Origin of the sequence: Rathayibacter sp. VKM Ac-2803, assembly GCF_009807175.1 — a bacterium.
Lineage (GTDB): Bacteria > Actinomycetota > Actinomycetes > Actinomycetales > Microbacteriaceae > Rathayibacter.
In genome coordinates this window covers 168133-192764 of sequence record NZ_WUCD01000003.1, presented here as the reverse complement: position 1 = coordinate 192764, position 24632 = coordinate 168133, and the positions used below count along the sequence as shown (strand labels likewise).

The following is a 24632-nucleotide window of genomic DNA, read 5'->3' as shown; positions in this document are numbered from 1 at the left end:
CCACTGCTTCATTTGTAGTACACGGTCCGATCCGCGGGAACGACGACGGGCCCGCCCCACGCAGTGAAGCTGGACCCGACGCGAGCTCCGGTGCGGAGCGCAACGACACGGAAGAAGATGAACATGGCAGGAAAGCTCGACGGCAAGGTCGTCCTGATCACCGGATGCTCCAGCGGACTGGGAAAGCAGCAGGCGCTTCGCATGGCGACGGAGGGCGCGAAGCTCGCGATCTGCGCGAGGAACGAAGAGAAGCTGGCGGAGACGAAGAGGCTCTGCGAGGAGCGGGGCGCCGAGGTGCTCGCGATGACCGTGGATATCACCGACTACGACAATCTCGTCGCGTTCGTCGACGCCACGGCGGCGCAGTTTGGAACGATTGACGTACTCGTCAACAACGCGCACACCATCACCATCCCGAAGCCGTTCCTCGAGAAGACGATCGACGATCTCGACGTCGAGATGCGCAGCTCGGTCTACGCCTACTGGCACCTCATGAAGCTGTGCTTCCCCTACCTCCGCGACAAGGAGGGCGCAGGCTCGTCGATCATCAACTTCGCGTCGGAGGCAGCGGTGTCGGGCGAGGCTTATTACGCGCCCTACGCGGCTTCCAAGGAGGCCGTGCGCGGGCTGTCGCGCAGCGTCGCCCGAGAGTGGGGCCAGTACAACATCCGGATCAACACGCTCTGCCCCAACGGGCTCACCGAGAACGCCTCGGGGGGTCTCACCACCCTGAGTCCGGAGGTGCGTGAGCGCGTGCAGGAGATGTTCATCGCGAATCCGTTCCGTCGTGCGGGCAACCCCTATGACGACGTCGCGCCGGTCACCGTGTTCCTCGCCTCCGACGACAGCCACTGGATCACCGGCCAAAATCTCCACGCCGACGGCGGCGCCCTCATCAACGCCTGACCCGACGCGAGCAACCTGCACCCGTCGCCGACCCCGCTTGAGAGGTCGGGCCGAGACTCCCGTACCGCACGAACCGCACACTGAGAGAGAGCCACACCATGCAGATCGCCGACAGAGTCTTCGCCGTAACCGGAGGCGGCAATGGCATCGGGCGCGAGGTCGTGCTCGCCCTGCTCGCGAAGGGCGGGCACGTCGCAGCACTCGACCTGGACGCGGACGGCCTCGCCGAGACGGTGCGCCTCGCCGGCAGTGATCGCCTCTCCGTACATCCGGTCAACATCTCCGACCGTGCCGCTGTCGAGAGCCTCCCCGACGACATCCTCGTCGTGCACCGGTCAATCGATGGTCTCATCAACGTCGCCGGCATCATCCAGCCTTTCGTCAAGATCGCCGAGTTGGAGTACGGCACCATCGAGCGCGTCATGAATGTGAACTTCTGGGGGGTCGTGAACACCACGAAGACCTTCCTGCCCCATCTGCTCGAGCGGCCCGAGGCGTCCATCGTCAATGTTTCGAGCATGGGGGCGCTCACCCCGGTGCCTGGACAGGCTGCGTACGGCGCGAGCAAGGCGGCGGTGAAGCTCTTCACGGAGGCGCTGTTCGCCGAGCTGCAGGGCACCAGGGTGGCCGCGACGATAGTTTTCCCCGGCGCGATCGGCACGAACATCACCGCCAACTCCGGCGTCACCATGCCAACCATGACCGCCCCCGGCGGTAAGGCTCCAAAGCCGACCACCCCCGCCGAAGCGGCTCGACGCATCGTCGGCGCCGTCGAGAAGGGTAGCTACCGCGTAGTCATCGGCAAGGACGTGACCTTCCTCGACCGGCTGTCCCGCCTCGCGCCGAAGCGCGCCACCCTGCTTCTCGCGAACCAGATGAAGGCGCTGCTCAAGTAGTGAAAGCGCCGCACCTCGCGTCGGCGCCGACAGTGTCGGCCGTGGCTTCCGCCGGCGAGCAGCGAACGGAACATGTCGACCAGCGGACCCGCGAGCTCCGCGCGGACCGAGCACTGCTTCGCGTCATAAGGGGTGTACAACGCATCCCCCATGACGGCCGCTTCGGAGGCGAAGATGATGGAGGCTCCGGCGCCTGGCTTGTCACGCAAGTAGGGAAAGCTGAGCTGCATCAGGCGCCAGTAGGCGTCGACGTCAATCAGCCCGGGCCCGAGGCGGTGTCGACTGGTCACAATGGGGTGTGACCACTGCCAGCGCTGCGCCGCTCGACCCCCCGTACTGGTTCTACAGCAGCCGGACGTTGGATCGCGTCTCGGTGCTCGTGGCCGTTGTGGCGTGCGTGGCATACCTAATCGTCCTGCTCGTGGCATCGGGCGGAGTGGTCGGTTACGTCTCGCTCACGCTCTATGTCGTCGCCCTCTGGATCAGCCGGCGCCGGGGCCTTCAGGGACTGCTCGTCGCCGCGGTCGGAGCGGCTCTCGCGATCACAGCCAGCGACCAACCATGGGCGGGCTGGATCCTGGCGATCGCCCTGCTTTTCTCCCTCGGCCTCCGCGGATATCGGGTCTTCGTCGGAGCGCTGACGGTCGCCGTCACGCTGTACTCCGCTACCGTCTTCAGCGGTTCGACCGACTTCGGCGACCCCGGGGCATACATCGCTTTCAGCACCACCATCGCCGCAGCGGCGACAGGCTCCACAATCCGAGTGCACGAGAGTTATCTCCTCGCCGTCCAGGACCTCGCTCGTGACGCGGTCACCTCACGCGACTCCGAGATCACCAGACGGGTGGCGGAGGAACGGCTTCGGATCGCCCGAGACCTGCATGACGTCGTCGGACATGAGATCGCTGTGATCAGCATGAATTTAGGAGTGATCGACGTGCATCTCGACACCACACAGACCAAGCCTCGCGCCGCGCTCAATACCGCGCAACGAGGAGTCCAGAGCGTTCTCCAGGAGACCCAGAGGATCCTCGGCGTGCTGCGTCGAGGGGAGAAGGATCCGCAGGACGCCGTTCGCGCTATGCCCAGTGCGCAGAGCATCCCCGCTCTGCTCGGGCCGCTCGTTTCCGCTGGAGCACAGATCGAGTCGTCCTTCCCGGCTCAGATGCCACCCGTGGACAGCTCCGTGAGTGTCGCCGCCTACCGGATGGCGCAAGAGGCCCTGACCAATGCCCATCGACACGGGAGTGGACGCATCGACGTCGGAGTGACCTGCCCGGCCGATCACCTCGTCATCACCCTCGACAACGTCGTCGACGGGACGAAACCCCCCTCCGACCAGTTCGGCTACGGACTCATCGGTATGCGCGAGCGCGTCGAAGCCGCAGGGGGCCGACTCGACATCAGATCGACACCCACACGATTCAGCGTGACGGCCACGATGCGCCGCGATGGCGGGGCCGTGTCGTGATCCGACTCATGATCGTCGATGACCAGGAGATGATCCGCATGGGGCTTCGAGCCATCCTGGAGACGCAGGACGACATCGAGCTCGTCGCCGACCTCGACGACGGCTTCGCCGCCCTCTCGACCCTCGACGAAGAGGCGATCGACGTCGTGCTGCTCGATCTGCGGATGCCAGGAATCGATGGGGTAGAGGTGACGCGCAGAATCCGAGTCCGGTACTCCAGCGCTCAGGTGCGGATCCTGATCCTGACGACCTTCGACAACGACGAGAACGTCCTTTCCGCTCTTCGGTCGGGTGCCAACGGATTCCTCAGCAAGGGGGTCAGACCCACCGAGCTGGCCAGTGCTATCCGCGAGGTGTTCGGCGGTGGTGGCGCTCTGTCTGGAGCCGCCGCCCAACTGCTGATCGCTCAGCTCGCCGACTCCCCCAGCGGCGCGACCGATCCGGTGCTCACCGCACGGTTCGACCAGCTCACGGCGCGCGAGCGGGAGGTCGTCACCGCCATCTGCCGAGGTGCGAGCAACGACGAAGCGGCAGCGACGCTCTTCGTTTCACCCTTTACTGTCAAGACGCACGCGAGCAGGGCGATGAGGAAGGTCGGAGCTCGAGACCGCGCCCAGCTCGTCTCGATGGCGTTCGACTCCGGTCTCGACGAGTTTCGGCGATCCCACTGAGGCGAATGTTGTGCAGCGGACCTTCGTCGAGAGCAATTCTCGATGAAGTAGTCCGCCGCCCGCGAGAACACGACGCTGGCGCAGAGCGACATCGGTCTTCTCATCCAACGTCCGGGCGAGCGGCGTCGCCAACCCGACTCGATGCAGAGGACCGGACCCCTTTCCGAAAACCGCGGTCGGCGACAAGTCGTGGGCGGGAAGGCCTCACCCAACTTCGTCAAGCGTCCGGGCCGCGACCCTTGACCAGGGCGGCACTCGCGTCGTGAATCCTTACCTTCACGCGCAGCGGACGAGCAGGGCCAGCTGCTGCACGTGGAACGGGACCAGTCGGGCTCGCCGACAACGCCTACGCCGAGCTCGACTGGCTGCAGGACGGCACTGTCGATCTCGATCGCTCTGCAGTGCACATGCGGGGCACGTGCCGACTGCACCGGCGGCCCTGACGAGCGAGGCGCCAGATGACGGGCAACCCGTCGAGGGCGCTGCGCCGAATCAATCTCGCCGCCATGTACTGCAATCAGACCAGTCCGAGAGGTCCACGGAGATGACGACGTAAGGGCGCTACAGCGGCATCGTTGATTTCAGCGCGGCGCATTCCGCGCCGCCTCTGAGGAGGTCTTCATTTCCGCCGTCATTCTTCCCGCCGCGCCTCCGCGCGCCCGTACGCTCATCGCGGGCGCCCTTCGTGGGCGCCGATCGTCGTGTACGTCCTCTCCGTGATCGGCGGCGCCTTCCTTGCGAGCCTCGGCTCCCTTTCGGCGGTCGGTCTCCGCCGACTCGTCGAAGCGACCTCGTGAGCGCAACGGACTGTCCTCCCGCTGACTGGAGTTCGGCTGAGTCCTTCGCAGCCACGCTCGCCTCAACGCGCGTGCTGACGACGATCGCCCTCCGCGACAGCGTCGAGCTCTATCTGGCGCTGATCACGCTCAACTCTCAGCGCCGCTCATTCTGAGCGTCCCTGCACAAGGCAGCTGGGCATTGGCGCCATGCCGTCTCGTGCATAGCCGCCGTTCCAAGGACGTTCAGGCGCGGTCCGACCCGTGAAGGTGCAGTACCGGCTCGCGCGAGATCTGAGTCGTTGCTGGTTGGCTGTCGCTACGGAGTCTTCGGTCGCAGAACGCTACTGCGAGCCGCCACGCAGGTCTGCAGATCGACACCTCGTCATCCTTCCGAACTGAGGTCTCCTTCGCTGACCGAGACGACGTCAGCGATACGAAAAGGTGGCCGATGCACCAGGCGGCTCGGCCGGTGGCGCACCTCTTCAGCGTTCGGGAGTCTCTATGCCGAGCAGCGCCCGGAGCGCCGATCTCAGTGGTTCATCGAGCTGTGCGGCTGTGGCCGAGGTGGTCGGCTCGACGACGGCGGAGGCGCGCAGCATCACCAGGCCGACAAGTGTGGCGATCGCGAGCTGCGCGCGGAGCATGAGATCCTCGCCCTGCGGCGCGCCCGGTTCAAGTCCGGCTATACCGGCGATGCTCGCGGTGAACGACTCCAGGGTCTCGCGTCGAATCCGGTCAGCACCCTCGTCGCCGGAGGAGCGGAGCAGGAGCAGCATCTGCAGCGGCTCGTCGGAGTCGGGTGAGCGGACCACGCGCTCAATCAACCGGTCGATCAGAGCATCTAGACCCGCAGGCGCTGCCGCTGGGCTCATCTCGTCGACGCTGCGCTGGACGCACGCCGCGAAAAGTCCCTCCTTGGAGCCGAAGTACCGACTGATCAGAGCCACGTTCACGCCGGCGTCGGAGGCGATCCCCCGCACCGTCGCCGCACGATAGCCCTCGGTCGCGAACCTCCGACGCGCAGCTCGAACGAGCTCGTCGCGAGTGCGATCGGCATCGCGCGCGTGCCGCCTCGAATCGTTGCCCGTCATGCGGACCTCCTCGGCCGTGCGCGTTCCCTACGCGACGATAGCCCACCGTGGAGAGATGTAATCAATCGTTGACATGATGTGCTCCCACCGCCATCATCAATAAGTCAGCAGACGTTTACATCGGACGACAGGAGCACCATGACCGCGACCGACCAGCAGGCGCGCACCGCGCCGAAGAAGGCCGGGGGGACGGCGATCATCGCCTACCTTTCCCTCGGCGGTCTCTCCTTCGCTGTCCTGCAGTCGCTCGTCGCCCCGGCGCTCGGCACGATCGGGCAGGACCTCGACGCAACGACGAGCGAGGTCAGCTGGGTGCTCACGGCCTACCTCCTGTCAGCGTCCGTGCTCACTCCGATCCTCGGGCGGCTGGGCGACATGGTCGGCAAGCGCAAAGTGCTCCTCGTCGTCCTGTCGCTCCTCCTGGTCGGCACCGTGCTCGCCGCACTCGCGCCGAACCTCAGCGTCCTGATCCTCGCGCGGGTCCTGCAGGGCGCGGCCGGCGCGGTCATGCCGCTCTCGATCGGCATCGTCCGCGACGAGCTCCCTCCGGAGCGCGTGAGCATCACGATCGGACTGCTCTCGGCGATCTTCGGCATCGGCGCGGGCGTCGGAATCGTCGCGGCGGGTCCAATCGTCGCGGCACTGTCGTGGCACTGGCTGTTCTGGCTCCCCGCGGTGCTCGTCCTGATCGCTCTGCTAGGCGCGATCTTCGGCATCCCCGAGAGCCCCGTCCGCACGCCCGGGCGCCTCGACCTCGTCGGCACCGCGATCCTGTCCGTCGGCCTCGTCTCGGTACTGCTCGCCATCGGCGATGGGCAGTCGTGGGGCTGGGGCGACGTCAAGACCGTCGGCCTGCTCGCCCTCGGCGCCGTCGCGCTGATCGTCTTCGTCCTCGTCGAGCTCCGGGTGGCCGAGCCGCTGATCGACGTGCGCCTGTTCCGCCACCGGGGCGTGTGGACCGCGCACGTCGTCGCCCTGGTCTTTGGCTTCGCGATGTTCGGCACGTTCATCCTCATCCCAACGCTGCTGCAGCTGCCCAGCGCCCTCGGTTACGGCTTCGGCAAGTCGGTCAGCGAGGCGGGACTCTACCTCCTGCCTACGGTCGTCGCGATGATCGTCTCGGGCGTGGCCGCCGGCGCCCTTGTGCGCGCGGTCGGCGCCAAGGTACCGATGATCGTCGGCTCCGTCGCCGTGATCGCCGCGTTCGTCCTTCCTGCTGTGGCGCACGGAGAGGAGTGGCAGATCCTCGTCTCGGGAGTTCTCACCGGCATCGGCATCGGCATGGCGCTCGCGGCGACCTCGAACGCGATCGTGGAGAGCGTGCCCGCCGAGCAGACCGGAGAGGCGATCAGCGCCAACACCGTGCTGCGGACCATCGGCAGCAGCATCGGCACAGCCGTCATCGCCGCACTGCTGTCGTCGAACATCACGGCGCAGGGAGCCCCCACCGACGAGGCCTTCTCGATCGGGTTCTGGGCCTCCGCCGCAGCAGGCGTGCTCGCGCTGATCGCCGCTCTGATCGCGCCGGGCATCCGGCGGCGCGTCGGCGCGTCGAAGTCGACCGACTCCAGCGTCATCCGCGACGGAGCCGGAAGCTCTCGGCGCTCAAGACCCGCACTTCGGGCGCCGAGAGCCGGGTGAGGCGACGAATTTCAGAGCTTCGACCGCGGACCAGCACAGGGATACAAGATCGATGGGTCGGTCTTGCTAGGCCTGGATGTCAGGCTCGAACATTCCGTCGGGCGGTTCGGCGTATGGCAGCGGCTCGCCCGGCAGGTTCTCGTCCGTCGCGTTTGTGAACGGTCCGTCGGTTGCTAGCAGGGCGCCCATGTGGGGTTCAGCGTGATTGATCCACCACGTGCTCATCCCGAGGCCGGCGTCGAGTCTTGAGGTCTCCCAGCTACGCCACAGCGCTTCGATGCGTTGCACTGCCTCGTCGACGCTCCACCAGTCGGCGCGCCAGCGGCCGGTGCCGTTTCCTTTGGCGGAGACGCGGCGGCGGTAGGTGTACCGCCAGTATTTCCGTAGCCACTCGTCTGCGGAGCCGTAGATGAGCGTCGGACCGGATTCGTCCTCGAACGAGTGCTGCACGGCCGCTTCGGCGCAGGCTTGCATCAGCTCGACCCGCTCGGGTGTGAGGGCTCGTTCCAGGGCCTCCTTCGTCATGCCGGCGATAATCCCGGTGATGACGTCCGCAACCTCTTTCGTGGCAATCGCGTCGATGTCGAACGCGCCGAGGAGCGAAGGGCCCGCAGCCTGTCCGTCCGCGTCGACAGCGGGCAAGACGCCGGCGGCTTCCTGAACGTCGCCTCCAGCGAGCGGGTCGTCGTCAATCACGCTGCGCCTCCGCGCGCCTGGCGTCCTCGTTCTCCATCAGAGCCCGCATCGACGCTGCGAGGTCGATCGCCGGTGCCGGCTCGACGGTCGCCACGACGGGCTCGGCGGCCGTCACGACCCGCTGCGCCGACGTCGCGACGATAGGGGCCGGTGCGGTGACGCTCGTCGAGGCCGTTGCGGGGTCGTGTGCGGCGATGGATGCCTTGATTGCCGCGACCTTCTGCTTTGTGCCCTCGTACCAGGGCACGGTGCGCAGCAGCGCAGCGCGGGATCCGGTAGAGAGCAGTACGGCGCGGCCGCGGGGCATTGCTCCGAGCTCATCCACGGTCAAGATCCGCTCGCGCTTCAACGCGGTCGAGGTCGAGCGGACGCCCTTGTTGTAGCTGGCGGAGGTCGTTTCGCGGTCGTAGTCCCCGACGAGCTCGGAGACGTTCTGGAGGAAGTCGTTCTCCTTCACGCTACCGAGGTAGAGGAATGCGTTGGACGCGCTCCACAGCTTCAACATGCCCTCCTTGCCGAACACGGCGACGCCCTGCGACCAGGACTGGAACACCGACATGATCGGGATTCCGCGGGAGCCGAAGTGCGAGTACAGGTCGGGGAGGTCCCGCCACCGGCACACGTTCGCGGCCTCATCGAGGATCCCGACGAGAGGCGTGCGCAGCCGCCCGCCGGGTGAGGTGTCCGCGAGGTCCGTCGCCGCCTCAAGCGTGGCCGCGGTGAGAGCCGTAACGAGGGGGCCGGCGGTGCCGGCGCCCTCCTTGGACAGCGAGTAGAGAGTCCCCGAGCCGCGGACGAAGTCTGCCGCGTCGAACTGCGGCCGCGGGTCCGCGGTGCCGCGGGGGTTCACCCAGTCCGCGACCTGCGTGTTCTTCAAGCACGCCGCCATCTCCTGCGTGGTCGAGTAGACCGACCCTCGCAGCTTCTCAGTCGACTGGATGATCCCGAGCACCGCGTCCCCGGTCATCGGATACCCACCCGAGCGCAGCAGCCGCACCGGCTCTTCGTTCGTGACGTCCGTGAGCCACGCGAACACCTGACTGATCGGCTTCTGCCCGACTGCGGCGGCGAGCAGCATGCCGGCGAGGAGGTTCTGGCCGGCGCCGTCGAAGAAGGCGTCCGTCTTCGCGTCCGTCGCCCGGGATCCCGAGGCGAAGTACTGCGCGAGCTTCGCGGCGCGCACATCGTCGGTGACGTAGGAGAGCGGATTCCACCACCACGTCGCGTCCTCGCGGGCGACGCGCTGCGGGTCGAACACCCACACCGGCCCGTCCTTCTCGCGGACGTCGCGGGTCGCGTCGAGCACATCGCGCTTGTTCGACGTCGTGACGACCGCGCCAGGAGCGACGATGATCGCGGGGATGACCAGGGACGTCGACTTGCCGACGCGGGGGCCGGCGACGACGGTGATCATGTCCTCGAACGAGGCGTAGAGCATCTTCCCCGTCGACACGAGCCGCCCTACCGGCACGCCGGGCGACCCGTCGACGCCCAACCGCTTGGACTTCTTCATCGCCTGCTTGCTCAGCATCGGCGCCAGATCCCGCTCCGTCGCCATGTACCGGGCGGACCGGTCGACGTTCGCGCGGCCCTTCCGGCCGAGCGCCTTCATCCAGAGGAACCACAGTGCGACGAGGGCGATGACGCCGCCGGCGGCTGCGGCGATCATCGTCGCGGACGAGGACCAGGTGACCGTGCCGCGGGCGAGGCCCGACAGGATCTCGAACGGGTCGGAGGGCAGGCCCTCGTTCACGCCGTCGAGCTTCGAGCCGACCGCGACGGACACCCAGGAGATGCCGACGACGGCAATCGCCGTCACGGCGGCGCTGAGCATCAGGCCGTCGGTGCCTGCCTTGCCGGGCTCGCGGCGGCGGTTGTTGGCGGTGGCGCTCATGCGGACTCCTCCGTGTAGATCGGGCCGACCCGCTGCGGGATGCAGTCGTCGGCGGATGCTTGGTGCGAGGTCCCCCACGAGAGGACGGCGAGGCCCCGCTCAGCGAAGGAGACGGGAAGGTCGGTCGTGTGGAAGCCGTGCTCCCCCGGCGCGGATCGCTGGCACGCCCAGCGGTAGCTCTCGAACGCGACCGTCGACGGGCAGCTCACGCGATCACCCGATCCCACTGGTCCCGGGCGACGAACGCAGCCATGAGGCCGATCCCTGTCCAGCACCCCGTGAGCAAGAACCGATCACGATCCGCGGTCCGCTGGCGGGCGTGGATCGCGCTGACGATTGCGGCACCGGCCGCGCTGACCGCGACGCAGCTCGCGCCGAGGGTGACGAGGACGCTCACGGGAGGATCTCCACCACGACCGGGTCGGTCGCCAGCGGCTCGTTCGCGCGTCCGGCGCGGGACGTGGTGTGCCAGAGCTTGTTGGTGTCGTTGACGTCCAGCTCGGCGGCGGTGAGCTGCACCCGGATCGGGATACCTGGCCGGCCGCCCACCTTAATCAGGAACCGTCCGCGCCCGGGAGGCTCGGACTCGTGTCCCGATACCGGGTCCCAGGCCGGCGGGTCCTGCCAGCTCGTGAGCATCGACTGTTCCGCGTTCGACAGCGGAACCGCCGAGGTCAGCAGGGGCATCTCAGCGCCCGGCAGGCCGCCGCAGATGACCATGCCGGAGCGTTCCACGAAGCCCTTGGCCTTCATCTGGTCCTCCTGCGAGGCGAGTGCGAGGAGGTCGGACATGGTGTGGCTGATCATTGCCAGGCCGACTCCGCGGGCGCGGTTGAGGCGGGTGAGCGCGTCGACGCGATCGACCATGCCCTTCCCCGCTCGGAGCGCCCGCCACAGCTCATCGAGGATGACGAAGTAGTGCCGGCGCGGTTCCAGCCCTGCTTCTGCGAGAGCGGAGGCGACGTTGACGGTGCCGAAGCCGGCGGACCAGCAGGCGAGGAGGATGCTGGCCTGCAGGTCGCCTTCGGAGTCATCGATCGAGGACACGTCGTAGACCACCGGCCGGTCCCGCCGCATCGGGGTGGTCGTCTGGCGGGAGAAGATCTCTCCCAGGCGGCCACCGGTGGTGAGGCCGATGAGGGAGGCTTCGAGGTTCTCGGTGATGGCCTTGTAGCGGGTGAGGTCGCCGCGGTCGAGGGCGACCTGGCGAATCTCGTCCGGCGCCGCCTGGATGACGGCAAGGAGATCCGCGAGGACGGGAATGCCCTCGTGCGTCTCGTCCAGGTACTTCAACGCCCGGTCGATAATCGTCTCCTCCCGGTCACTCGGCGGCTCGGAGCGCAGGATCGTCAGCAGCGCGGCGATCATCGTGTGCCGCCGGCCATGAGCGTCCGCGAGCACCTGCGACGCGAGGCGCTGCGACTTCACAGCATGCAAGCGTTGCTCCTTTGAGCCTTCGCCGAGAGCGTCGAGCTCGACGGCCCGCTCGAGCGCCGTGTCGGCGTCGGCGCGGAGGCGCGCGGCTGCGGTGGTCGCTTCGCCGGGGTCGAGGATGTTCAGGTAGCCGCGGCCGCGGCCGAGGGTGATGACCTGCCCGTCCATCGCGCGAATCAGGTCCACGTAGTCGGGCTTCAGATCGCCGAGGACCAGCGGGAGAGTGCCATATCCGGCGAGCCCGGTCGCCATACGGCGGGTGAGCGAGGACTTCCCCAGGCCCGGCTTGCCGAGGACGAACATCGACGGGTTGGAGATCAGCTGCGCCCGCTGGAACCAGCTGATCGGATCGCAGAGCACCGACGCCCCCGTGGCGAGGTTCTTCCCCAGCGGCACCCCGATCATGGGCGTTCCGGTACCGACCGAAAACGGATACAGGCCGCACACCTGCACGGTCGTCGCACGGAACTCATCGGCCGGCTGAATCGACACGGCCTGCCCGCCGCCGCGGCCCAGCCAGCCCGTCGACGTCGGCCGCATCGGGCGCTTCAGGGCCGGCCCCTTCTCGGTCCTCTGCTTCCCGCCCTCATGCGGGATGGCCCGCTTCTTCCATGACCGCCTCGACGGCTTCTCGCGGGTCAGCGGCGACGCCGCGGCGCGGGCCGCGGCACTCTCCTGCTGTGCCTTCCGAGTCCGGCGAGACCCTGCCCGGCTGTCCGCCGCCGCTTCCGCTGCGTCCGTCGACGGCGCATCGACCGCACCCATAGGGACGGCCGTGTCGAGCGCGTCGACGTCGCCGGCCTCCTGGTCGACGGGGGTGGCGCCGGTGGGCAGCTCGTCCCCGTCGATGGAAGCTGTCGCGTCGTCGGCGATCGGGTCGACGGGCTCGGTGTCGCGGTGGCGGGAGAAGAGCTTGGTGGTGATGCTCACTGAGGACCTCCGGCAGTGATCGGTGAGGGGAGAAGGGGCTTAACAGGGGACGGCACCGGACACTCGTCCAGTGCCGTCCCGTGGGCGCTCGTTGTGGTCACAGGGCTTCCCGGACCTCGTTGGGGATGCGCAGGTGCCGCGGAAGGACCAGGCCGAGCGGGAGCGCGGCGGCGAACGCGGAATCCTGCGACCCGAACGCTGGCCGCATCCGCAGCCGTGCGGCCGAGGTGAGGGAGTCGATCGCGGCGCGCGCTTCGGGCTCCTGCGTGCGCTGCATCGTCGTCGCGGTGACGATCAGGCCGAAGTTCATCAGCCCGGCGCCGGAGGCTTCCTCCGCGGCCGTCGCCTGCGCCGAGCGCGTCGAGAGCGTCGACCGTGCGGTCGGCTTGGTCGATGTCGAGGAGTTGAATTGCGCGGCGTTCAGGTCCGCCTCCACCAATGCCGCGGCGCGGGCGGGGTCGATGGGGCGGTAGAGCAGGGTGACGCGCTTGCGTGCGATGTCGCGGTGTGGGGCGAGTAACCGGGCGAGGATACCGGCCTGCACGACGCCGCGCGGTGGCGCAGTCATCGTCCACGACGTCGACACGGCTCCGTCGTGACGGTACGAGTCCCACTGCGCTTCCGCCGCGGCAGGGCCGACGTCCGTCCATGACAGGTCCGCCGTCTCTCCCGCGGCACGGGCCTGATCGATCAGGACTGCCACGTCGGGGTCGTAGGCGGTGCGGATGACTTCGCAGAGCTCTTGCGCGTTGAGGGGGCGTGCGGCGCCGGCGCCGGTCGCGGCGAGGGAGGACGTCAGCCCGGGGATGCGGGCGGCGAGGTCGGACGCGACCTCCTTCGCGTTGCGGCGCTTCCCTCCGATGCGGGCGGTCGCCGTGAACGTGAGGGCGATGTAGGCGCGGATGGTCGCCGAGCCCACGGGATAGGTCTCCACGACCTCCTCGAGCATCGCTCGGGCGAATAGCGGTGCGTCCGGGTCCATCGATCCCTCGACCTCGCCGCGCAGGCGGGTGCCGGTGTCGGGTGCTGTCTCGACGGTGACGGAGGCGGCCTCGATGCCGGGTTCGTCTCCGAGGTTGGCGAGCCAGATGCCGTACTCCGCGACCTGGTTGTTGATCTGCTCTTGATCCACCAGCGCTGCCCCGTCCGGCTCTGTGGCGAGGACCACGGTGAAGTGCCGGGTGGTCGGGGTGCTGATCAGCGCGAACCGGCGTCCGTGGGAGTCCTCGTGCTCGGTGAGTTGTGATGCCGCGGCCAGGCCCGGGAGCTGGAAGGTGCCCCACTTCGCGCGGCCGATCGGGCCGGAGCGGTAGATGTTCGCTCCCTTGCTCTTGGTGCGCCACCAGTTCACGCGGACGACCGTCCTTCCGAGGGCTGATTGCCCGTGCTTGTCCTTGACCGAGACGGTCAGGAGGATGCCGCCGAAGATCCCGGCGACGATGAGTGCCGGACCGAGGCCGGAGAACATGGACGCGATGATCGAGGACACGATTCCCACGAACATCACGAGGGTGGCGAGCTGCCCGAGCCCGCCGAGGCCGGCGGTCTGGGGCTTTCGCCAGTTGCCGTAGGTGCGGGCCTTGACCGGATCGGTCGCGGTAGCGGTGCTGGTCATGGGTTAGCTTCCGTTCTCGTTGCTGCCGGTCGCGTCATCCGTGGCCGCCTTTACGGCCTCCGCAGCGTGCTTCGCGCCTTCTGCGGCCTTCGTGGCGACCGCGATACCGGCGCCGACCGGCCCCGCCGCTGCTGCTGCGCCGCCTGTTGCCACGCCTCCGCCTGCTGTTGCCGCGCCGCCGCCGCTTGCTGCGCCGCCACCCGCTGCGCCGGCATTTGCCCCACCGCCGGAGGCCGACGCCGACCCGGACGGGTCTGCTCCGGGCGACGAGGACGCGGGAGAGCCGGGAGTGGACTTGCTGCCGGTCGGCCCGTCTGTGGACGAGCTGCCGCCACCACCCGACGCACCACCGGAGCCGCCGCTACTGCTGGCACGGACCGCACCCGTCGCGATGTCCCCGGCGCCCGAGACGGCCGCCGCGCCCAGGAGCAGGCCAGCTCCTCCCCCGCCGCCGCCGACGCTGGCGATCGCCGGGACGAGGAAGCGCATCAGTGCGGGCAGGGCTACGAGCGCGATCAGCATCAGCGCGAGGCCTGTGACGATCTGGAACAGGCCCGTGCCGTCTGACTTGAACAGGTCGGTGCCGGTCATGCGGAACGCGATTGCGTAGACGATCGCCGCGGCGGGCTTGTAGAGGATGAACGCGAGGGTCCAGGCCATCGCCTTCTTGAACCACTGGCGGCCGATCTCCGTGTTCGTGAACGACGCGGCGAGAGGGAAGATGCCGGCGAGGACGACGAGCATCGCGCCGCGGAACACCATCAGCGCGATCTGCACGTAGGTCATGAACACCGCGAGCATCCCCAACAGAAAGAGACCGATGAGGCCGATTCCGGAGGTCGCGGTGAGGCTGATCATCGCGAAGATGTTGGTGCCGAAGCAGTTGCTCTCGCCCTGCTGGGACACGTCGCAGTCGGTCGAGTTGTTGAGGATCCAGATCGAGAACTCATCGCCCGCTTGGGTCGCCAGGCGGATGACGACCAGCCCTGCGCCGGCCACGGCGATCAGAGTCAGCACGGAGCCGGCGAGCTCGCGCAGGGGCACCGCGCGCTGCGTCCACACCATGCGGCCGGCGGCGACGAGGATCGCGAGGATCGCGAGCCCGCCCGTGTACCACTGCAACTGACCTTGCACCCAGCCGACGACCGAGGAGGACTCGTTCAGGTGCATCGCCAGCGGCAGGAACCCCGTCACCAGCGCCGACGCGGATGACAGCAGCAGCACCGCCAGTAGGATGACGCCGACGCGGCCCAGGTGAGCTTCGCCGTCGCCGTACCGGCGACGGGAGGCCATCATCACGCCCGCGATGATCAGGGACATGACGGCCAGGCCCGCGCAGACCCACGTCACGTAGCCGAGGATCGTCTCGAACGCCTCCGGTAGCGGCGGGGTCCCGCCGCCGTTCACGCCGCCGCCCTGGTCCACGACGGTGACCGGGGAGGGCACGTTCATCCAGACGGTGCCGAGGGAGGCGATCGCCTTGCCGTAGCCCTCGAGGATGTTGTTGACGAACTGCTGCAGGGCGTCGTTCGACGCCTGCGAGACGATGTCGCCCACGGCGGCCCCGGTCCAGCACGGGACGTCGATGGGAGAGCAGGGCTCTCCGGCGCCCGTCTCGGTCAGCGCGATCACTGGACACCTGCCCAGACGATGTAGCCGCCGAGGTTCTGCAAGGTGCTGGGGCGGTAGGGCGGCTGTCCGTCGTCGGTGACGACGAGTTTCCAATCGCCATCGCTCCACGTCACCGCGGACGGGAAGCTGATCAGCGAGCCCGTGTTCAGCTCGAAAGCGGTGTCGATCGTGGCGTTCTCGCCGTCGTAGGACAGCACCTTGAAGCCGGCGATCTGCACGCTGGTCCCGGTGTTGCTCTGTTGCGTGTCCGCGGCGATCGCCGCGTCACGGCCCGGCCCGGGAGCGGTGAGCTGCTCCACAGCCAGAGGAGCGAGGCGTGCGTCCGAGCCCATCGCCCACAGGTTCGAGACAGCGAAGAGGGCACCTTCGACGGTGTGCACGTAGCAACTCCGCACCCCGACATTGTCGGTCTCCCCCGGTCCAGCCTCAGCGGAGCTCGGGGCGGCCATCGTGCCGACGATGGTCCATCCCGTCGTCGGCGGGGCGGTGAGCGTGCCGCTCTCCTCGAAGCCCGAGAGTCCGCACACGCTCTCGGCCTCAGCTGAGACGGTCGATGTCGGGGTGGGAGTGCCGGGGTCGACGGCGGTGGTGCCGCCGTCCCCGGTGCCCTGGGACGTCACGCCGAGCACGAGGCCCGAGAGGGCGAGTACCACGACGATGGCGGCGCCGACGATGAAGCCCCTCTTGGTGAACGGGTTACGCGGTTCGGAGTCGTTCATGACGTCCCTTGCCTTCCTGGTGATGGCTGTCGTGGTGGCTTCCCTGGGCGCTACGCGCCCATCAGGAAGCCGACGACCGTGAAGGCGGCGGAGATGATGATCACGCCGATGAGGAGTCGGCCGAGCCAGCCGCCGATCTCTCCGCCCTCGCCGCGGCGGGCGGAGACGGTCATGGAGACGCCGAGGATGATCAGGCCGACGACGGCGACGCCGAGGCCGACCCACTTCGCCCAGCCCATGACGGTGGTGAAGGCCTCGAACCCGGGGGGCATGCCGCCCGGGCCCGGGTCGGGCACGACGGCGCCGAGCGCGCCCGCGGTGGTGAGGATGTCGGTCGTTGCTGCGAGCAGTGCAGACATGAGGTGCTCCGTTTCGTGTTGGGTGGTGCGGGGTGATCGGCGCCGCGGTCGCGACGTCGAAGGGGTCCGGTTATCCGGTGGTGAGGGGGCCGTCGGCGTAGGCGACGTCGAAGTGCAGGTGGTTCGGGGAGTCCGTGAACTGCGTGATGTGCTGATAGGTGCTCGAGCGGCACTGGATCTGGCCGGCGCGGGAGCCCTGCGGCACCTGCGGGTCGAGGACCGTCAGCAGCTGCAAGGCGTTGGCGTCGCAGCCGGTCGTGGCCGTGCCATCGAAGGAGAAGAAGTCGACCGCGTTGCCGCCGCCGTTCATCCAGTGGGAGGAGCCGGTGCCGGCGCCCAGGAGCGAGCCTGTGCACTGGCGGTTGAGGTCGGAGACGCCGACGCGCTCGAACGTGTTCAGCGCGATCGTGATCACCTGGAGGATGCGGACGTCAATGCCGCAGTTCTCCTTCGCGGTCCCCGCGGCCATGTTGCGGATCTGCTGCGCGTATCTGTCCTCAAGCAGGCGCAGCCGCCCCTCTTCCATCGCGGTCACGAGTCCAGCCGCGAGGGCCTGCGCGTCGCCGGAAACGGCAACGCATCCACCGATCGGAGCAGGAGTCGCAGGCGCGGTGCCGGTCGGTGTCGACAGAGCGCTGACCGGTGCGGCGGTCGTTGTCGGAGCGAGCGTGCTGCTGCCGAGGCCGCCCAGGTAGGTCATGATCGCCACGGCGTCGGCGCGGTACTTCGTGTAGTGGTTCGGGTCGGCGTTGCGCTGCACCTTGTTGATCGCGATGGACGGCTCCATCGCCTGCCAGCCCTCGACGGCCACGAGGCGGTCGTAGAAGAAGCCGGCCGAGGTCGTCGGGTCCATCCGCTGCTCGACAGTGCCCCAGCTCGACTGCTGCTGGAACAGGCCGATCGAGTCAGCGACCGACCCGTCCGGGTTGACCGCACCGTCGCCGTAGCTGGTGTTCACCAGGGAGGACTCCCCGATTGCCGTCTGCACGCCGAGCGTCTGCCCATCGGCACCGAGGCCCTTCGCGGCTCCGGCGTTCACGATCAGCGCCGCGTTCACGAGCTGGTCATGACCGTAAGCACCGACCCTCGCGTCTGCCGGAATCGCGGAGACGTCGACCGGTCCACCGCCCGGCAGGCACGCGGCAGCCGCGTCCTCAGCGGCGCCGAAAAACAGCAGCCACAGCAGCAGTGCAATCGCGAGTAACGGTGCCAGCACCGCCGCGAGAACCCCCGCTCCCCCCTTCGTCACCGGGCTATTCCGAGGCCAGCGCGGTGATCTGCTCCACTGCCCAGGGAGTGCTCTCCGTGGTCCGGTGGACGTACACCGAGTACTCCCCCGCGTCGGTGGGGACGAGAATGCGCATCGTGAACGCACCGTCACCGTCTCGGACTGTCGCATCGCCGGTGAGGGTCGTGCAGGGCACGTTCGTCGGGTCGACCGTTTCGTAGGCCACCGCAGCGTGCTGACTGAGGAACGGGTAGAGCTCGGCGATCCACGTGTCGTAGTCCAAGGAGGGTCGGCAGAAGGCGGTAGCCGCCTTCGCGGCGATACCGATCGTGGCCATTTCCACAGCCAGCTCCGGTGCCTGCTCCGCATCACTTGCAGAGGCTTCCGTCGACGGGACGTTCTCCGTCGGTGCGGGCGCAGCCGGCAACCGTTCTGCGGCCGTCGAGGAAGCACCGCCGGAGGGCGCGCTCGCAGCGGACGAGAAGGAAGCGGCGCTGGGGCTGGTGCAGCCGGCAGTAGCGAGAGCGAACGCTACGACCACGACTGCCTTGCCAGGCACCTTCATGTGCATCCCCCAGTGCTCGTGCCGAGACCGGCGATCCCGGTTGCGCGCTACTCCTCACTATAAGGATAAATCTAACTTCTGTAACAGTTGTGCGAATAGATGCAAGGGAACAATCGCGTCACGCAGTGCGCAACCTTCGATCCGAAGGAGGAAACGGCCGATGCGCCAGAATGGGTTCCATGTCGCCTACGCTCCCTCCGCCGTCCAGGGAGGTGATGCACATGCGCGCCCTTACCAGTGAGATTGGCAACCGCGTCCTGCACTTCTTGTCTCAGGAGCCGGCGCGAATCCACGGAGCGACCGTGGCGGAGATTCTCGACGCCGTACCGGAGGCCCGGAACAAGGTGACTCTCTTCGGTTACCTCAACCCGCTCGAGGAAGCCGGAGCGATCAGTGGACGCCCGGCGCCCGGCGTCCGCCACCGGAAGACCGTGACCTACAAGGTCGACTGGGAGGCGATCGATCGCCTGCACGAGGTCAGTCGGGCGTATCAGAAGGGCCAGTCGGACCTCGCTGATCCGCCGCCCGCTATATGACGCAGAAGGCGTTCCCTGTCCCCGCCGGGATCCGCTCGAGCAAGGTCACGCATCGCTGCGCGAGAAGAGCGTCCTCGTCTGCGACCGCCCGAAGTCCTGTGGCGAACTGCAACTCGAAGGCGTCGGCGGCAAGCCACCCCTCGACCGCGAACTGATCCCCTTCGGGTGAGGTCACCGCGACGTCCTCGAATCGTTCTCCGGAGTGGAGCTCGTAGCCGGCCGCGATGACGTCTCGGCCGAACCAGTACGTTTCCAGCGTCACTGCTCGCAGCACCGCGTCCTCCGCGGCATCCTCGAGTTCGGAGACGGGGTAGTGGCGCACGAGGCCCGTCCGCGCGTCCAAGTCGTCGTCAGCCATCGACGGCTCGCGGGTCGCCAGGCAGCAGCGGCAGTCGCAGTCGACGGAGTGGCTGTTACCGAGCCGGAAGAAGTGAACGACGGCGGACCATCGCGTCTCGATGGCCCGGCCGTCGTCGGAGTGTGCACGGTCCACTCGTGATGCGCCATGAAGAGCCCCCATGGCATTAACAGTAGGCCAGTGCTAGCGCTTTCGTTACTGGTGCTGCGAAATCCATCGAGCGATGGTCGAGTCGAAGACCTCGGGATCGACGTTGTACTCGGTGTTGTGAGCGGTAGCCGCCGTCTCGACCATTTCCACAGCGGGCGCGTTCAGCTTCGCGAACCGCTGGGATACCTCCATCGGGAGGGTCGTGTCGCCGGCGGAGTGGAACAGGAGGATCGGGCAGCCCAGCGCCGCGGCGCGGGGCTCGCGCACCCAGTCGAGCGCATCGAAGTCGACAGGCTCAGGGAGGCCGACGAGACGGCTCGCGAGCTTGCTGCGCAAGCCGACGAGGCCGAGGATCGCGACCTGACGAGGCAACCCCATCTCCACAGCGCCCTGCTCGATCGCCGTCTTCCAGTTCAGCGCCGGTCCAACGAGGACGAGGCCCGAGAGCAGGTCGCGGCGGCTCGTGCGCTCTGCAGCCAGCAGCGCCACGCCACCGCCGAGGGACCAGCCGATTAGGACGATCTTCTTCGCGCCATGGGCGGCTGCGTAGTCGATCGCCGCGGCTACGTCGGCCCACTCGCGCTGACCGAGCATCGAGGCGCTGTGAGGAACCGCCGGCCCGTCTCCATCGCCACGGAAGGAGACCACCAGGGACGTGTAGCCGAGCGCGGTCATCGCGGGGACGCTGCGGAGCGCGTGGATGCGCTTGGTGCGGATGCCGTGCACGTGGATCGCCCACGTGCACTCGGCGTTCTCGTCCGGTCCGAACTGCCACGCTGGGCAGTCCCCCAGGGGGCCCGGGACGAGGACCTCCACGAAGTCGGGGTCGACCGCTTCCGGCCCGGCGAAGACGTCGCCCTCGCAGATGACGGCCTTCTCCCCGGCGAAGCTCGCTCCCCAGGTCGACTCGATACGCCGGGTGGTCGCACCTGTCACCGGGTCGGTGTGGATCGGTCGGCTGAGCGTCGCGTGTCCGGTCCGGTCGGTGCGAAAGACCCCGAGGATGCCCGGGGAGACGGTCTTGCCGTCGACGGCAAGGGTCATCGTCTTCCCGTCCTGGCGGAGGATCGGGATCTCAGGCGGGTCGACGGGAAGAACGACCTGCCGAGCGGCGAAGATCGAGCCGACGACGCCAGCGACGGCGAGGCCTCCTGCTGCGGCTGCTCCGACGATCATCTTGTTCATTTGTTCCATCCCATACCTGCTGCTAGCAATTCGCCGTCGATCAAGCGCTCTGCCCGATAAACGGCATTATTTTCGGTGTCATTCAGTTTCATCGCACCGACCATAACGGCATCAGTGACTCGAACTTGAAGCGTCATCAAGCGGACAAGCTTCTTCTCGCTGTCGGTGCCTTCTCTTACGAAGGACACCGGTGGGGCGGAAATCTCCCGCGCTGTCAACATTCCGACGAGATTTCGCGAGCACAGATCGACCGCGACGTCACGAATTGTGCGCCGAAGCGGGAAGCTGCACAGGCCAGCCGTGAACAACAGCGTTCCACCAAAGAATCCCGGCGTGAATACCAAGTAGAGACTGTCTGTCACCAGTGTCGAGTTGGGTGCTGTACGCGCGACGATCATTCCTGTGATTTCACTGACGGAGGCTGTGATGATGAGCCCTCCGCCGACCGTAAAGGGCCAGGAGGCGAGGCGCGGGTACTTCCGGATCTTGAGGATCAGTCTCACGAAAAGAACGATGAGCCCGAGGAAGTAGATGCCGCTGCACAGGATCATCGGGAGCTGTTCGACCGTCTCGTGTGAGAACTTCGGTGACGTCTCCGGACGGTCGATGGCCGCGAAGGCCGCCACATAAGCGCCGATCCAGACGACGAGGAGCCCAAGCGAACGCCAACGCACACGACCGACGTCAGTGACGGCCTCGACCAGTAGCCACAACGCCGTGCCGGCGGCGACGATCATCACGCAGTAGTAGATGTTCGTCCCGCCCAGCAGCCCGTCAGCCTCCTCGAGGGGCAGCCAGGGCCAAGCGCCGAGTGCAAGTAGGGCGACAGACCCGAATCCCGCGGCGACCCACGGCCGCGTCGGCGGCCGCCGGCGCAAAATTATCGCGACGAACCAGCCAAGGAAGTAAGGGACAACGGCGAGGAAAGTGGCGGTGAAGAAGAAGCTTTCGATCGGGCTCACCTAGCCGAACCTCCGCTCTCCTGTCCGGTACCGCGGGTGCATCACCAGCGACACCATCAGGCGGGCGAACTCCTCCGCCTCGCCCTCGATGACGCGGCGAGCCGGAGTGACTTCTTCCCCGTCGAACACGAACTGCTTCGCGTGACGGACGGCGCTGTCGCCGGTCGTGACGCCCATGGACTCGAAGTTCAAAGTGTCGGGAAGCTGCACTTCGCTCGGAGGATGACCGAGGAGAATGTGCGCCAGCTCGTGGAACACATTAAACATCCGATAATATGCTTTTTTTGTCGCTGCGGATAAGAATCTTATATTTGCTCGGCATCAACACGTTTATTGTGACCGTCAGCGTTAGTGCAAGGTAGTTCTCCCAGGACTCGTCACCGCCCTGATACACCTCGATTTCGGCGCCGAGGACTTCCTCGGCCCGCTCAATAATCGCTTCTTCGGTCGACAGTTCTCCCGGGTACTCTTCGGTGAAGATGTCAGCGAAGGCGCGCTCGGCGGTCTGGCGAATCTCGTTATTCACGAGCCACGGGTCGTTCATGAATTTCCCTTCCAGATCGCAGTAGCTACTTGCGCAAAGCGCGGATGGAAGCGGCGATACCGCGGATGGCGGCCGGCGACAGGCTCCCTCCGAGAGACCGAGCGGCCAGAGTCTCAACGCCCTTCGACGCGAGCGCCCGACGCAGCTCGAGGTCCGCTTCGATCATGGCTGTGTCTTCAGACGTGACTAGCTCGGTCAAAAACGCCTCAGGGACTTCAAAATGAGATGCCAGACGGGTGAGCTCGCTTTGTGTCACGCCGAAGTGCGATGTTGCGCCCAGCATCTCGATGATTCGCGGCACTGGGATCCCTGCGACATCATCGTTCGTACCCGCTGGCAAGAGGACGCTTAGGCGCCTAGCGAACTCGGCGCCGTTCGTGAGGACGACCATCTCATCGATCTCTTCAGCGGGTGCACCAAAATCGTCCGCGATCGTGAAGATGTGGGCGACTCTCACACCCAGGACGCGAGCGATGCGCTCGAGGTCGTTGGTGTCGAACATCGCGTCGCCGCGCATGCGGGCGTAGAAGTAGGTCAACGTCATGTCGGTGCGCGCCGCGAAGTCCACGTTGGAGAGGCCCGCCTTGCCCATCAGAGCCTTGATCGCGGCGTGAACGCGCATCGAGTACTCGGACGCGCCGTTACCAGTTCTCGCAGCCATGCTGTCCACGGTAGCCCTCCGTCCGAGAGGACTGTTACTTTCGACAGCCCCCTTCCGGCTTCGGAGGCGGCGCCGGCGCTACGGAGGGAGAGCACGTGCACGACTCTCTTGCTCCGGTGCTGAACCTCGTCCGCCAACGAGGAGGGTCCGCGCAGCTCGTCGTCCTCCGCGACGACGAGGTCCTGGTCGACCACGCCCAGGGGCACGGACCCGATGGCCTCTTCTGGTCATGGTCCGTCAGCAAGCCGTACCTGAGCATCTTGGTGCACCAGCTGGCCGCGGCCTCGGTCCTCGACCTCGATGCTGCCGTGTCCTACTACTGGCCCGAGTTCGCCCGTCACGGAAAGGGCTCTATCACTCTCCGGCAGGTGCTTCACCACCGGGCCGGCTTCTCGACGTCGCGAGGGCTGCTCGGTGACGCGCTCGCGATGACCGACTGGCGTCGCTCCATCCGCAACATCGAAAACGCCCACCTATCGACGGTGCCTGGCGCTGTGCCCTCCTATCAAGTCTTCACCTACGGCTTCATCCTCGGTGAGGTGATCGAGCGCGCGACCCGGAGGCGGCTGCGGCCGCTGATGGATGAGTGGCTGCTCACCCCGCTCGGCGCGACCAACACGATGCTGGGCGTCACTGAACACGCCTTCTCCCGATGCGTGCCCATCCGTAGCTCGGTACCGCTGGCGACGACGGCATTGAACAGCCGCTCCGTCCGCATGGCCGTGATTCCCAGCGCCGGCGTCTCCACGACCGCCCGAGACGTCGCCCGGCTCTACGAGATGCTGCTCAACGACGGACGCGGCCGCGACGGCGCGCAGGTTGTCCCACCCGAGATCCTCCTGCAGGCAACCGCCGCGAGCTCCACCGAAGCTGACGTCGACGGATTCGCACGCACCCCTCTTCTCTGGGCGAATGGCTTCCAGCTCGGCGGACGCACCCCGAACCTGTACCCGCCGCTCGGATCCGTCGCCGGACCGCGAGCCTTCGGTCACAACGGATCCAACGTCTGCGTCGCCTGGGCTGACCCGGACAGTCGACTCATCGTCGCCTACCTCACCAACAGAGTCACCTCGGACGGCGCTCGGCACATGACGGCGGTGTCGAACGCCATCGCCAGCATCGGGCTCACCTTTCGAAATGACTGTTAACAATTCTTGCGTAGTATCGTTTACGTTAGTCGAGGCGCGGATGAAGCTGCGCCGCAACTTCGTTACGACGAAGTCCGTCCAGGCGAAGGGAGATGACCATGCTGGTGACCCTCTTGGCGATGGGCGACTCGAAGATCACCGCAGGAGCGCCGATGCGGCGCGCGGACTTGGCGACACACCGTCGACCTAACGTTTCCGTTAACGGAACCGCAGGATGATTTCGCTCATGGCTAGACCGAGCAAGGGACAGCGAGTCCCCATCATGGCGAAACCCGCAGTGCCTCTTGCCGAGGTCATCAAGGCCAACGCGACAGCCGCTGGGCTGAGCTACGGCGAGTACATCACCGCTCTAGCGGCCGAGTCCCTCGGCATGCCCGAGTACGCACCCCGCCCTCGCCGCGACCTCCGCAACGAGCTGCCCATCCCACAGGAGGAACGCACGACGGCCGCTTAAACGAAGGAGGCCCGCCGAAGCGGGCCTCACCAAGTTTCGTAGCCCGCTCCCCCATTGCTGCCAGGCTCCCGGGGTTCGAGCTAATCAAGTCACCAGCCCTCACGGGA

At 67.2% G+C, this 24632-nt stretch carries 26 protein-coding genes; 8 read left to right on the top strand and 18 right to left on the bottom strand.

The window, feature by feature from the left end:
• Positions 1-123: 123 nt before the first annotated feature.
• From GRS96_RS19965 to GRS96_RS19950, 4 genes are all read left to right on the top strand, one after another.
• A complete protein-coding gene (locus GRS96_RS19965) occupies positions 124-906 on the top strand; it encodes an SDR family NAD(P)-dependent oxidoreductase (protein WP_159989490.1) in 783 nt (260 codons plus the stop codon).
• Positions 907-1004: 98 nt separating this feature from the next.
• Entirely contained in the window at positions 1005-1802 is a 798-nt protein-coding gene (locus tag GRS96_RS19960) for an SDR family NAD(P)-dependent oxidoreductase (protein WP_107576170.1), read from the top strand.
• A 298-nt stretch (positions 1803-2100) separates the two neighbouring features.
• Positions 2101-3273 carry a sensor histidine kinase gene (locus tag GRS96_RS19955; protein WP_107576169.1) on the top strand — a complete coding sequence of 391 codons (1173 nt, stop codon included), beginning with the start codon at positions 2101-2103 and terminating at the stop codon, positions 3271-3273.
• Between the two features lie 38 nt (positions 3274-3311).
• Entirely contained in the window at positions 3312-3944 is a 633-nt protein-coding gene (locus tag GRS96_RS19950; RefSeq protein ID WP_442966647.1) for a response regulator, read from the top strand.
• A 1261-nt stretch (positions 3945-5205) separates the two neighbouring features.
• Here GRS96_RS19950 and GRS96_RS19945 read toward each other — a convergent pair.
• Positions 5206-5814 (bottom strand): TetR/AcrR family transcriptional regulator, encoded by a 609-nt coding sequence (locus tag GRS96_RS19945; protein WP_107576167.1) that lies wholly within the window; start codon positions 5812-5814, stop codon positions 5206-5208.
• A gap of 138 nt (positions 5815-5952) precedes the next feature.
• Between GRS96_RS19945 and GRS96_RS19940 the strand changes: the two genes are divergently transcribed.
• Positions 5953-7455 (top strand): MFS transporter, encoded by a 1503-nt coding sequence (locus GRS96_RS19940; RefSeq protein ID WP_107576166.1) that lies wholly within the window; start codon positions 5953-5955, stop codon positions 7453-7455.
• 66 nt (positions 7456-7521) lie between these two features.
• On the opposite strand, the gene GRS96_RS19935 is transcribed toward GRS96_RS19940, so the two are convergent.
• From GRS96_RS19935 to GRS96_RS19885, 11 genes are all read right to left on the bottom strand, one after another.
• Positions 7522-8151: a DUF4913 domain-containing protein gene (locus tag GRS96_RS19935; protein WP_107576165.1), complete on the bottom strand. Its 630-nt coding sequence runs from the start codon at positions 8149-8151 to the stop codon at positions 7522-7524.
• Positions 8144-10045: a type IV secretory system conjugative DNA transfer family protein gene (locus GRS96_RS19930; RefSeq protein WP_159989489.1), complete on the bottom strand. Its 1902-nt coding sequence runs from the start codon at positions 10043-10045 to the stop codon at positions 8144-8146. The genes GRS96_RS19935 and GRS96_RS19930 overlap by 8 nt, the downstream gene beginning before the upstream one ends.
• Complete coding sequence (locus GRS96_RS19925; protein WP_107576163.1) at positions 10042-10254, bottom strand: hypothetical protein; 213 nt, start codon at positions 10252-10254, stop codon at positions 10042-10044. Before GRS96_RS19925 ends, GRS96_RS19930 begins: the two co-directional genes overlap by 4 nt.
• On the bottom strand, positions 10251-10442 hold the full coding sequence (locus GRS96_RS19920; protein WP_107576162.1) for a hypothetical protein: 192 nt from the start codon (positions 10440-10442) through the stop codon (positions 10251-10253). Before GRS96_RS19920 ends, GRS96_RS19925 begins: the two co-directional genes overlap by 4 nt.
• Positions 10439-12244 (bottom strand): ATP/GTP-binding protein, encoded by a 1806-nt coding sequence (locus tag GRS96_RS19915; protein ID WP_425326993.1) that lies wholly within the window; start codon positions 12242-12244, stop codon positions 10439-10441. Before GRS96_RS19915 ends, GRS96_RS19920 begins: the two co-directional genes overlap by 4 nt.
• Before the next feature lie 262 nt (positions 12245-12506).
• Positions 12507-14024 (bottom strand): SCO6880 family protein, encoded by a 1518-nt coding sequence (locus GRS96_RS19910; RefSeq protein ID WP_204162184.1) that lies wholly within the window; start codon positions 14022-14024, stop codon positions 12507-12509.
• Between the two features lie 3 nt (positions 14025-14027).
• Positions 14028-15656 carry a hypothetical protein gene (locus GRS96_RS19905; protein WP_107576161.1) on the bottom strand — a complete coding sequence of 543 codons (1629 nt, stop codon included), beginning with the start codon at positions 15654-15656 and terminating at the stop codon, positions 14028-14030.
• Entirely contained in the window at positions 15653-16375 is a 723-nt protein-coding gene (locus GRS96_RS19900) for a hypothetical protein (RefSeq protein WP_107576160.1), read from the bottom strand. The genes GRS96_RS19905 and GRS96_RS19900 overlap by 4 nt, the downstream gene beginning before the upstream one ends.
• Positions 16376-16425: 50 nt before the next feature.
• Positions 16426-16734: a hypothetical protein gene (locus tag GRS96_RS19895; RefSeq protein WP_107576159.1), complete on the bottom strand. Its 309-nt coding sequence runs from the start codon at positions 16732-16734 to the stop codon at positions 16426-16428.
• Positions 16735-16804: 70 nt separating this feature from the next.
• A complete protein-coding gene (locus tag GRS96_RS19890) occupies positions 16805-17983 on the bottom strand; it encodes a hypothetical protein (protein WP_159989488.1) in 1179 nt (392 codons plus the stop codon).
• A gap of 4 nt (positions 17984-17987) precedes the next feature.
• Positions 17988-18533 (bottom strand): hypothetical protein, encoded by a 546-nt coding sequence (locus GRS96_RS19885; RefSeq protein ID WP_146168513.1) that lies wholly within the window; start codon positions 18531-18533, stop codon positions 17988-17990.
• A gap of 173 nt (positions 18534-18706) precedes the next feature.
• Between GRS96_RS19885 and GRS96_RS19880 the strand changes: the two genes are divergently transcribed.
• A complete protein-coding gene (locus GRS96_RS19880) occupies positions 18707-19063 on the top strand; it encodes a hypothetical protein (protein WP_159989487.1) in 357 nt (118 codons plus the stop codon).
• Here GRS96_RS19880 and GRS96_RS19875 read toward each other — a convergent pair.
• The 6 genes from GRS96_RS19875 to GRS96_RS19850 all read right to left on the bottom strand — a co-directional run bounded on the left by GRS96_RS19875 (position 19056) and on the right by GRS96_RS19850 (position 22923).
• Complete coding sequence (locus tag GRS96_RS19875) at positions 19056-19421, bottom strand: hypothetical protein (RefSeq protein ID WP_146168511.1); 366 nt, start codon at positions 19419-19421, stop codon at positions 19056-19058. The genes GRS96_RS19880 and GRS96_RS19875 overlap by 8 nt on opposite strands.
• A 195-nt stretch (positions 19422-19616) precedes the next feature.
• Complete coding sequence (locus GRS96_RS19870; RefSeq protein WP_159989486.1) at positions 19617-20756, bottom strand: alpha/beta hydrolase family protein; 1140 nt, start codon at positions 20754-20756, stop codon at positions 19617-19619.
• Positions 20753-21718, bottom strand: coding sequence for a hypothetical protein (locus GRS96_RS19865; RefSeq protein WP_107576153.1), 966 nt, complete (start codon positions 21716-21718; stop codon positions 20753-20755). Before GRS96_RS19865 ends, GRS96_RS19870 begins: the two co-directional genes overlap by 4 nt.
• Positions 21719-21895, bottom strand: a complete 177-nt coding sequence (locus tag GRS96_RS19860; RefSeq protein WP_159989485.1) for a hypothetical protein — start codon at positions 21893-21895, stop codon at positions 21719-21721.
• Between the two features lie 82 nt (positions 21896-21977).
• Entirely contained in the window at positions 21978-22262 is a 285-nt protein-coding gene (locus GRS96_RS19855) for a hypothetical protein (RefSeq protein WP_107576151.1), read from the bottom strand.
• 25 nt (positions 22263-22287) lie between these two features.
• Positions 22288-22923: a helix-turn-helix domain-containing protein gene (locus GRS96_RS19850; protein WP_146168510.1), complete on the bottom strand. Its 636-nt coding sequence runs from the start codon at positions 22921-22923 to the stop codon at positions 22288-22290.
• A 95-nt stretch (positions 22924-23018) separates the two neighbouring features.
• On the opposite strand from GRS96_RS19850, the gene GRS96_RS19845 reads away from it, so the two are divergent.
• Together GRS96_RS19845 and GRS96_RS19840 are read left to right on the top strand one after the other, a co-directional pair.
• The gene (locus GRS96_RS19845; RefSeq protein ID WP_159989484.1) at positions 23019-24071 is read left to right on the top strand and encodes a serine hydrolase domain-containing protein; all 1053 of its coding nucleotides are present in this window, start codon (positions 23019-23021) and stop codon (positions 24069-24071) included.
• A 262-nt stretch (positions 24072-24333) separates the two neighbouring features.
• Positions 24334-24525, top strand: coding sequence for a hypothetical protein (locus GRS96_RS19840; protein ID WP_146168509.1), 192 nt, complete (start codon positions 24334-24336; stop codon positions 24523-24525).
• The last annotated feature ends 107 nt before the right edge of the window (positions 24526-24632 follow it).

What these genes read in the sequence shown, in the direction of transcription:
- GRS96_RS19965 (WP_159989490.1), top strand. Translation starts at nt 124, where the DNA reads ATGGCAGGAAAGCTCGACGGCAAGGTCGTCCTGATCACCGGATGCTCC.
- GRS96_RS19960 (WP_107576170.1), top strand. Translation starts at nt 1,005, where the DNA reads ATGCAGATCGCCGACAGAGTCTTCGCCGTAACCGGAGGCGGCAATGGC.
- GRS96_RS19950 (WP_442966647.1), top strand. Translation starts at nt 3,312, where the DNA reads ATGGGGCTTCGAGCCATCCTGGAGACGCAGGACGACATCGAGCTCGTC.
- GRS96_RS19945 (WP_107576167.1), bottom strand. Translation starts at nt 5,814, where the DNA reads ATGACGGGCAACGATTCGAGGCGGCACGCGCGCGATGCCGATCGCACT.
- GRS96_RS19940 (WP_107576166.1), top strand. Translation starts at nt 5,953, where the DNA reads ATGACCGCGACCGACCAGCAGGCGCGCACCGCGCCGAAGAAGGCCGGG.
- GRS96_RS19930 (WP_159989489.1), bottom strand. Translation starts at nt 10,045, where the DNA reads ATGAGCGCCACCGCCAACAACCGCCGCCGCGAGCCCGGCAAGGCAGGC.
- GRS96_RS19915 (WP_425326993.1), bottom strand. Translation starts at nt 12,244, where the DNA reads ATGGGTGCGGTCGATGCGCCGTCGACGGACGCAGCGGAAGCGGCGGCG.
- GRS96_RS19910 (WP_204162184.1), bottom strand. Translation starts at nt 14,024, where the DNA reads ATGACCAGCACCGCTACCGCGACCGATCCGGTCAAGGCCCGCACCTAC.
- GRS96_RS19900 (WP_107576160.1), bottom strand. Translation starts at nt 16,375, where the DNA reads ATGAACGACTCCGAACCGCGTAACCCGTTCACCAAGAGGGGCTTCATC.
- GRS96_RS19895 (WP_107576159.1), bottom strand. Translation starts at nt 16,734, where the DNA reads ATGTCTGCACTGCTCGCAGCAACGACCGACATCCTCACCACCGCGGGC.
- GRS96_RS19885 (WP_146168513.1), bottom strand. Translation starts at nt 18,533, where the DNA reads ATGCACATGAAGGTGCCTGGCAAGGCAGTCGTGGTCGTAGCGTTCGCT.
- GRS96_RS19880 (WP_159989487.1), top strand. Translation starts at nt 18,707, where the DNA reads ATGTCGCCTACGCTCCCTCCGCCGTCCAGGGAGGTGATGCACATGCGC.
- GRS96_RS19875 (WP_146168511.1), bottom strand. Translation starts at nt 19,421, where the DNA reads ATGGCTGACGACGACTTGGACGCGCGGACGGGCCTCGTGCGCCACTAC.
- GRS96_RS19870 (WP_159989486.1), bottom strand. Translation starts at nt 20,756, where the DNA reads ATGAACAAGATGATCGTCGGAGCAGCCGCAGCAGGAGGCCTCGCCGTC.
- GRS96_RS19860 (WP_159989485.1), bottom strand. Translation starts at nt 21,895, where the DNA reads ATGGGCGTCACGACCGGCGACAGCGCCGTCCGTCACGCGAAGCAGTTC.
- GRS96_RS19855 (WP_107576151.1), bottom strand. Translation starts at nt 22,262, where the DNA reads ATGAACGACCCGTGGCTCGTGAATAACGAGATTCGCCAGACCGCCGAG.
- GRS96_RS19850 (WP_146168510.1), bottom strand. Translation starts at nt 22,923, where the DNA reads ATGGCTGCGAGAACTGGTAACGGCGCGTCCGAGTACTCGATGCGCGTT.
- GRS96_RS19840 (WP_146168509.1), top strand. Translation starts at nt 24,334, where the DNA reads ATGGCGAAACCCGCAGTGCCTCTTGCCGAGGTCATCAAGGCCAACGCG.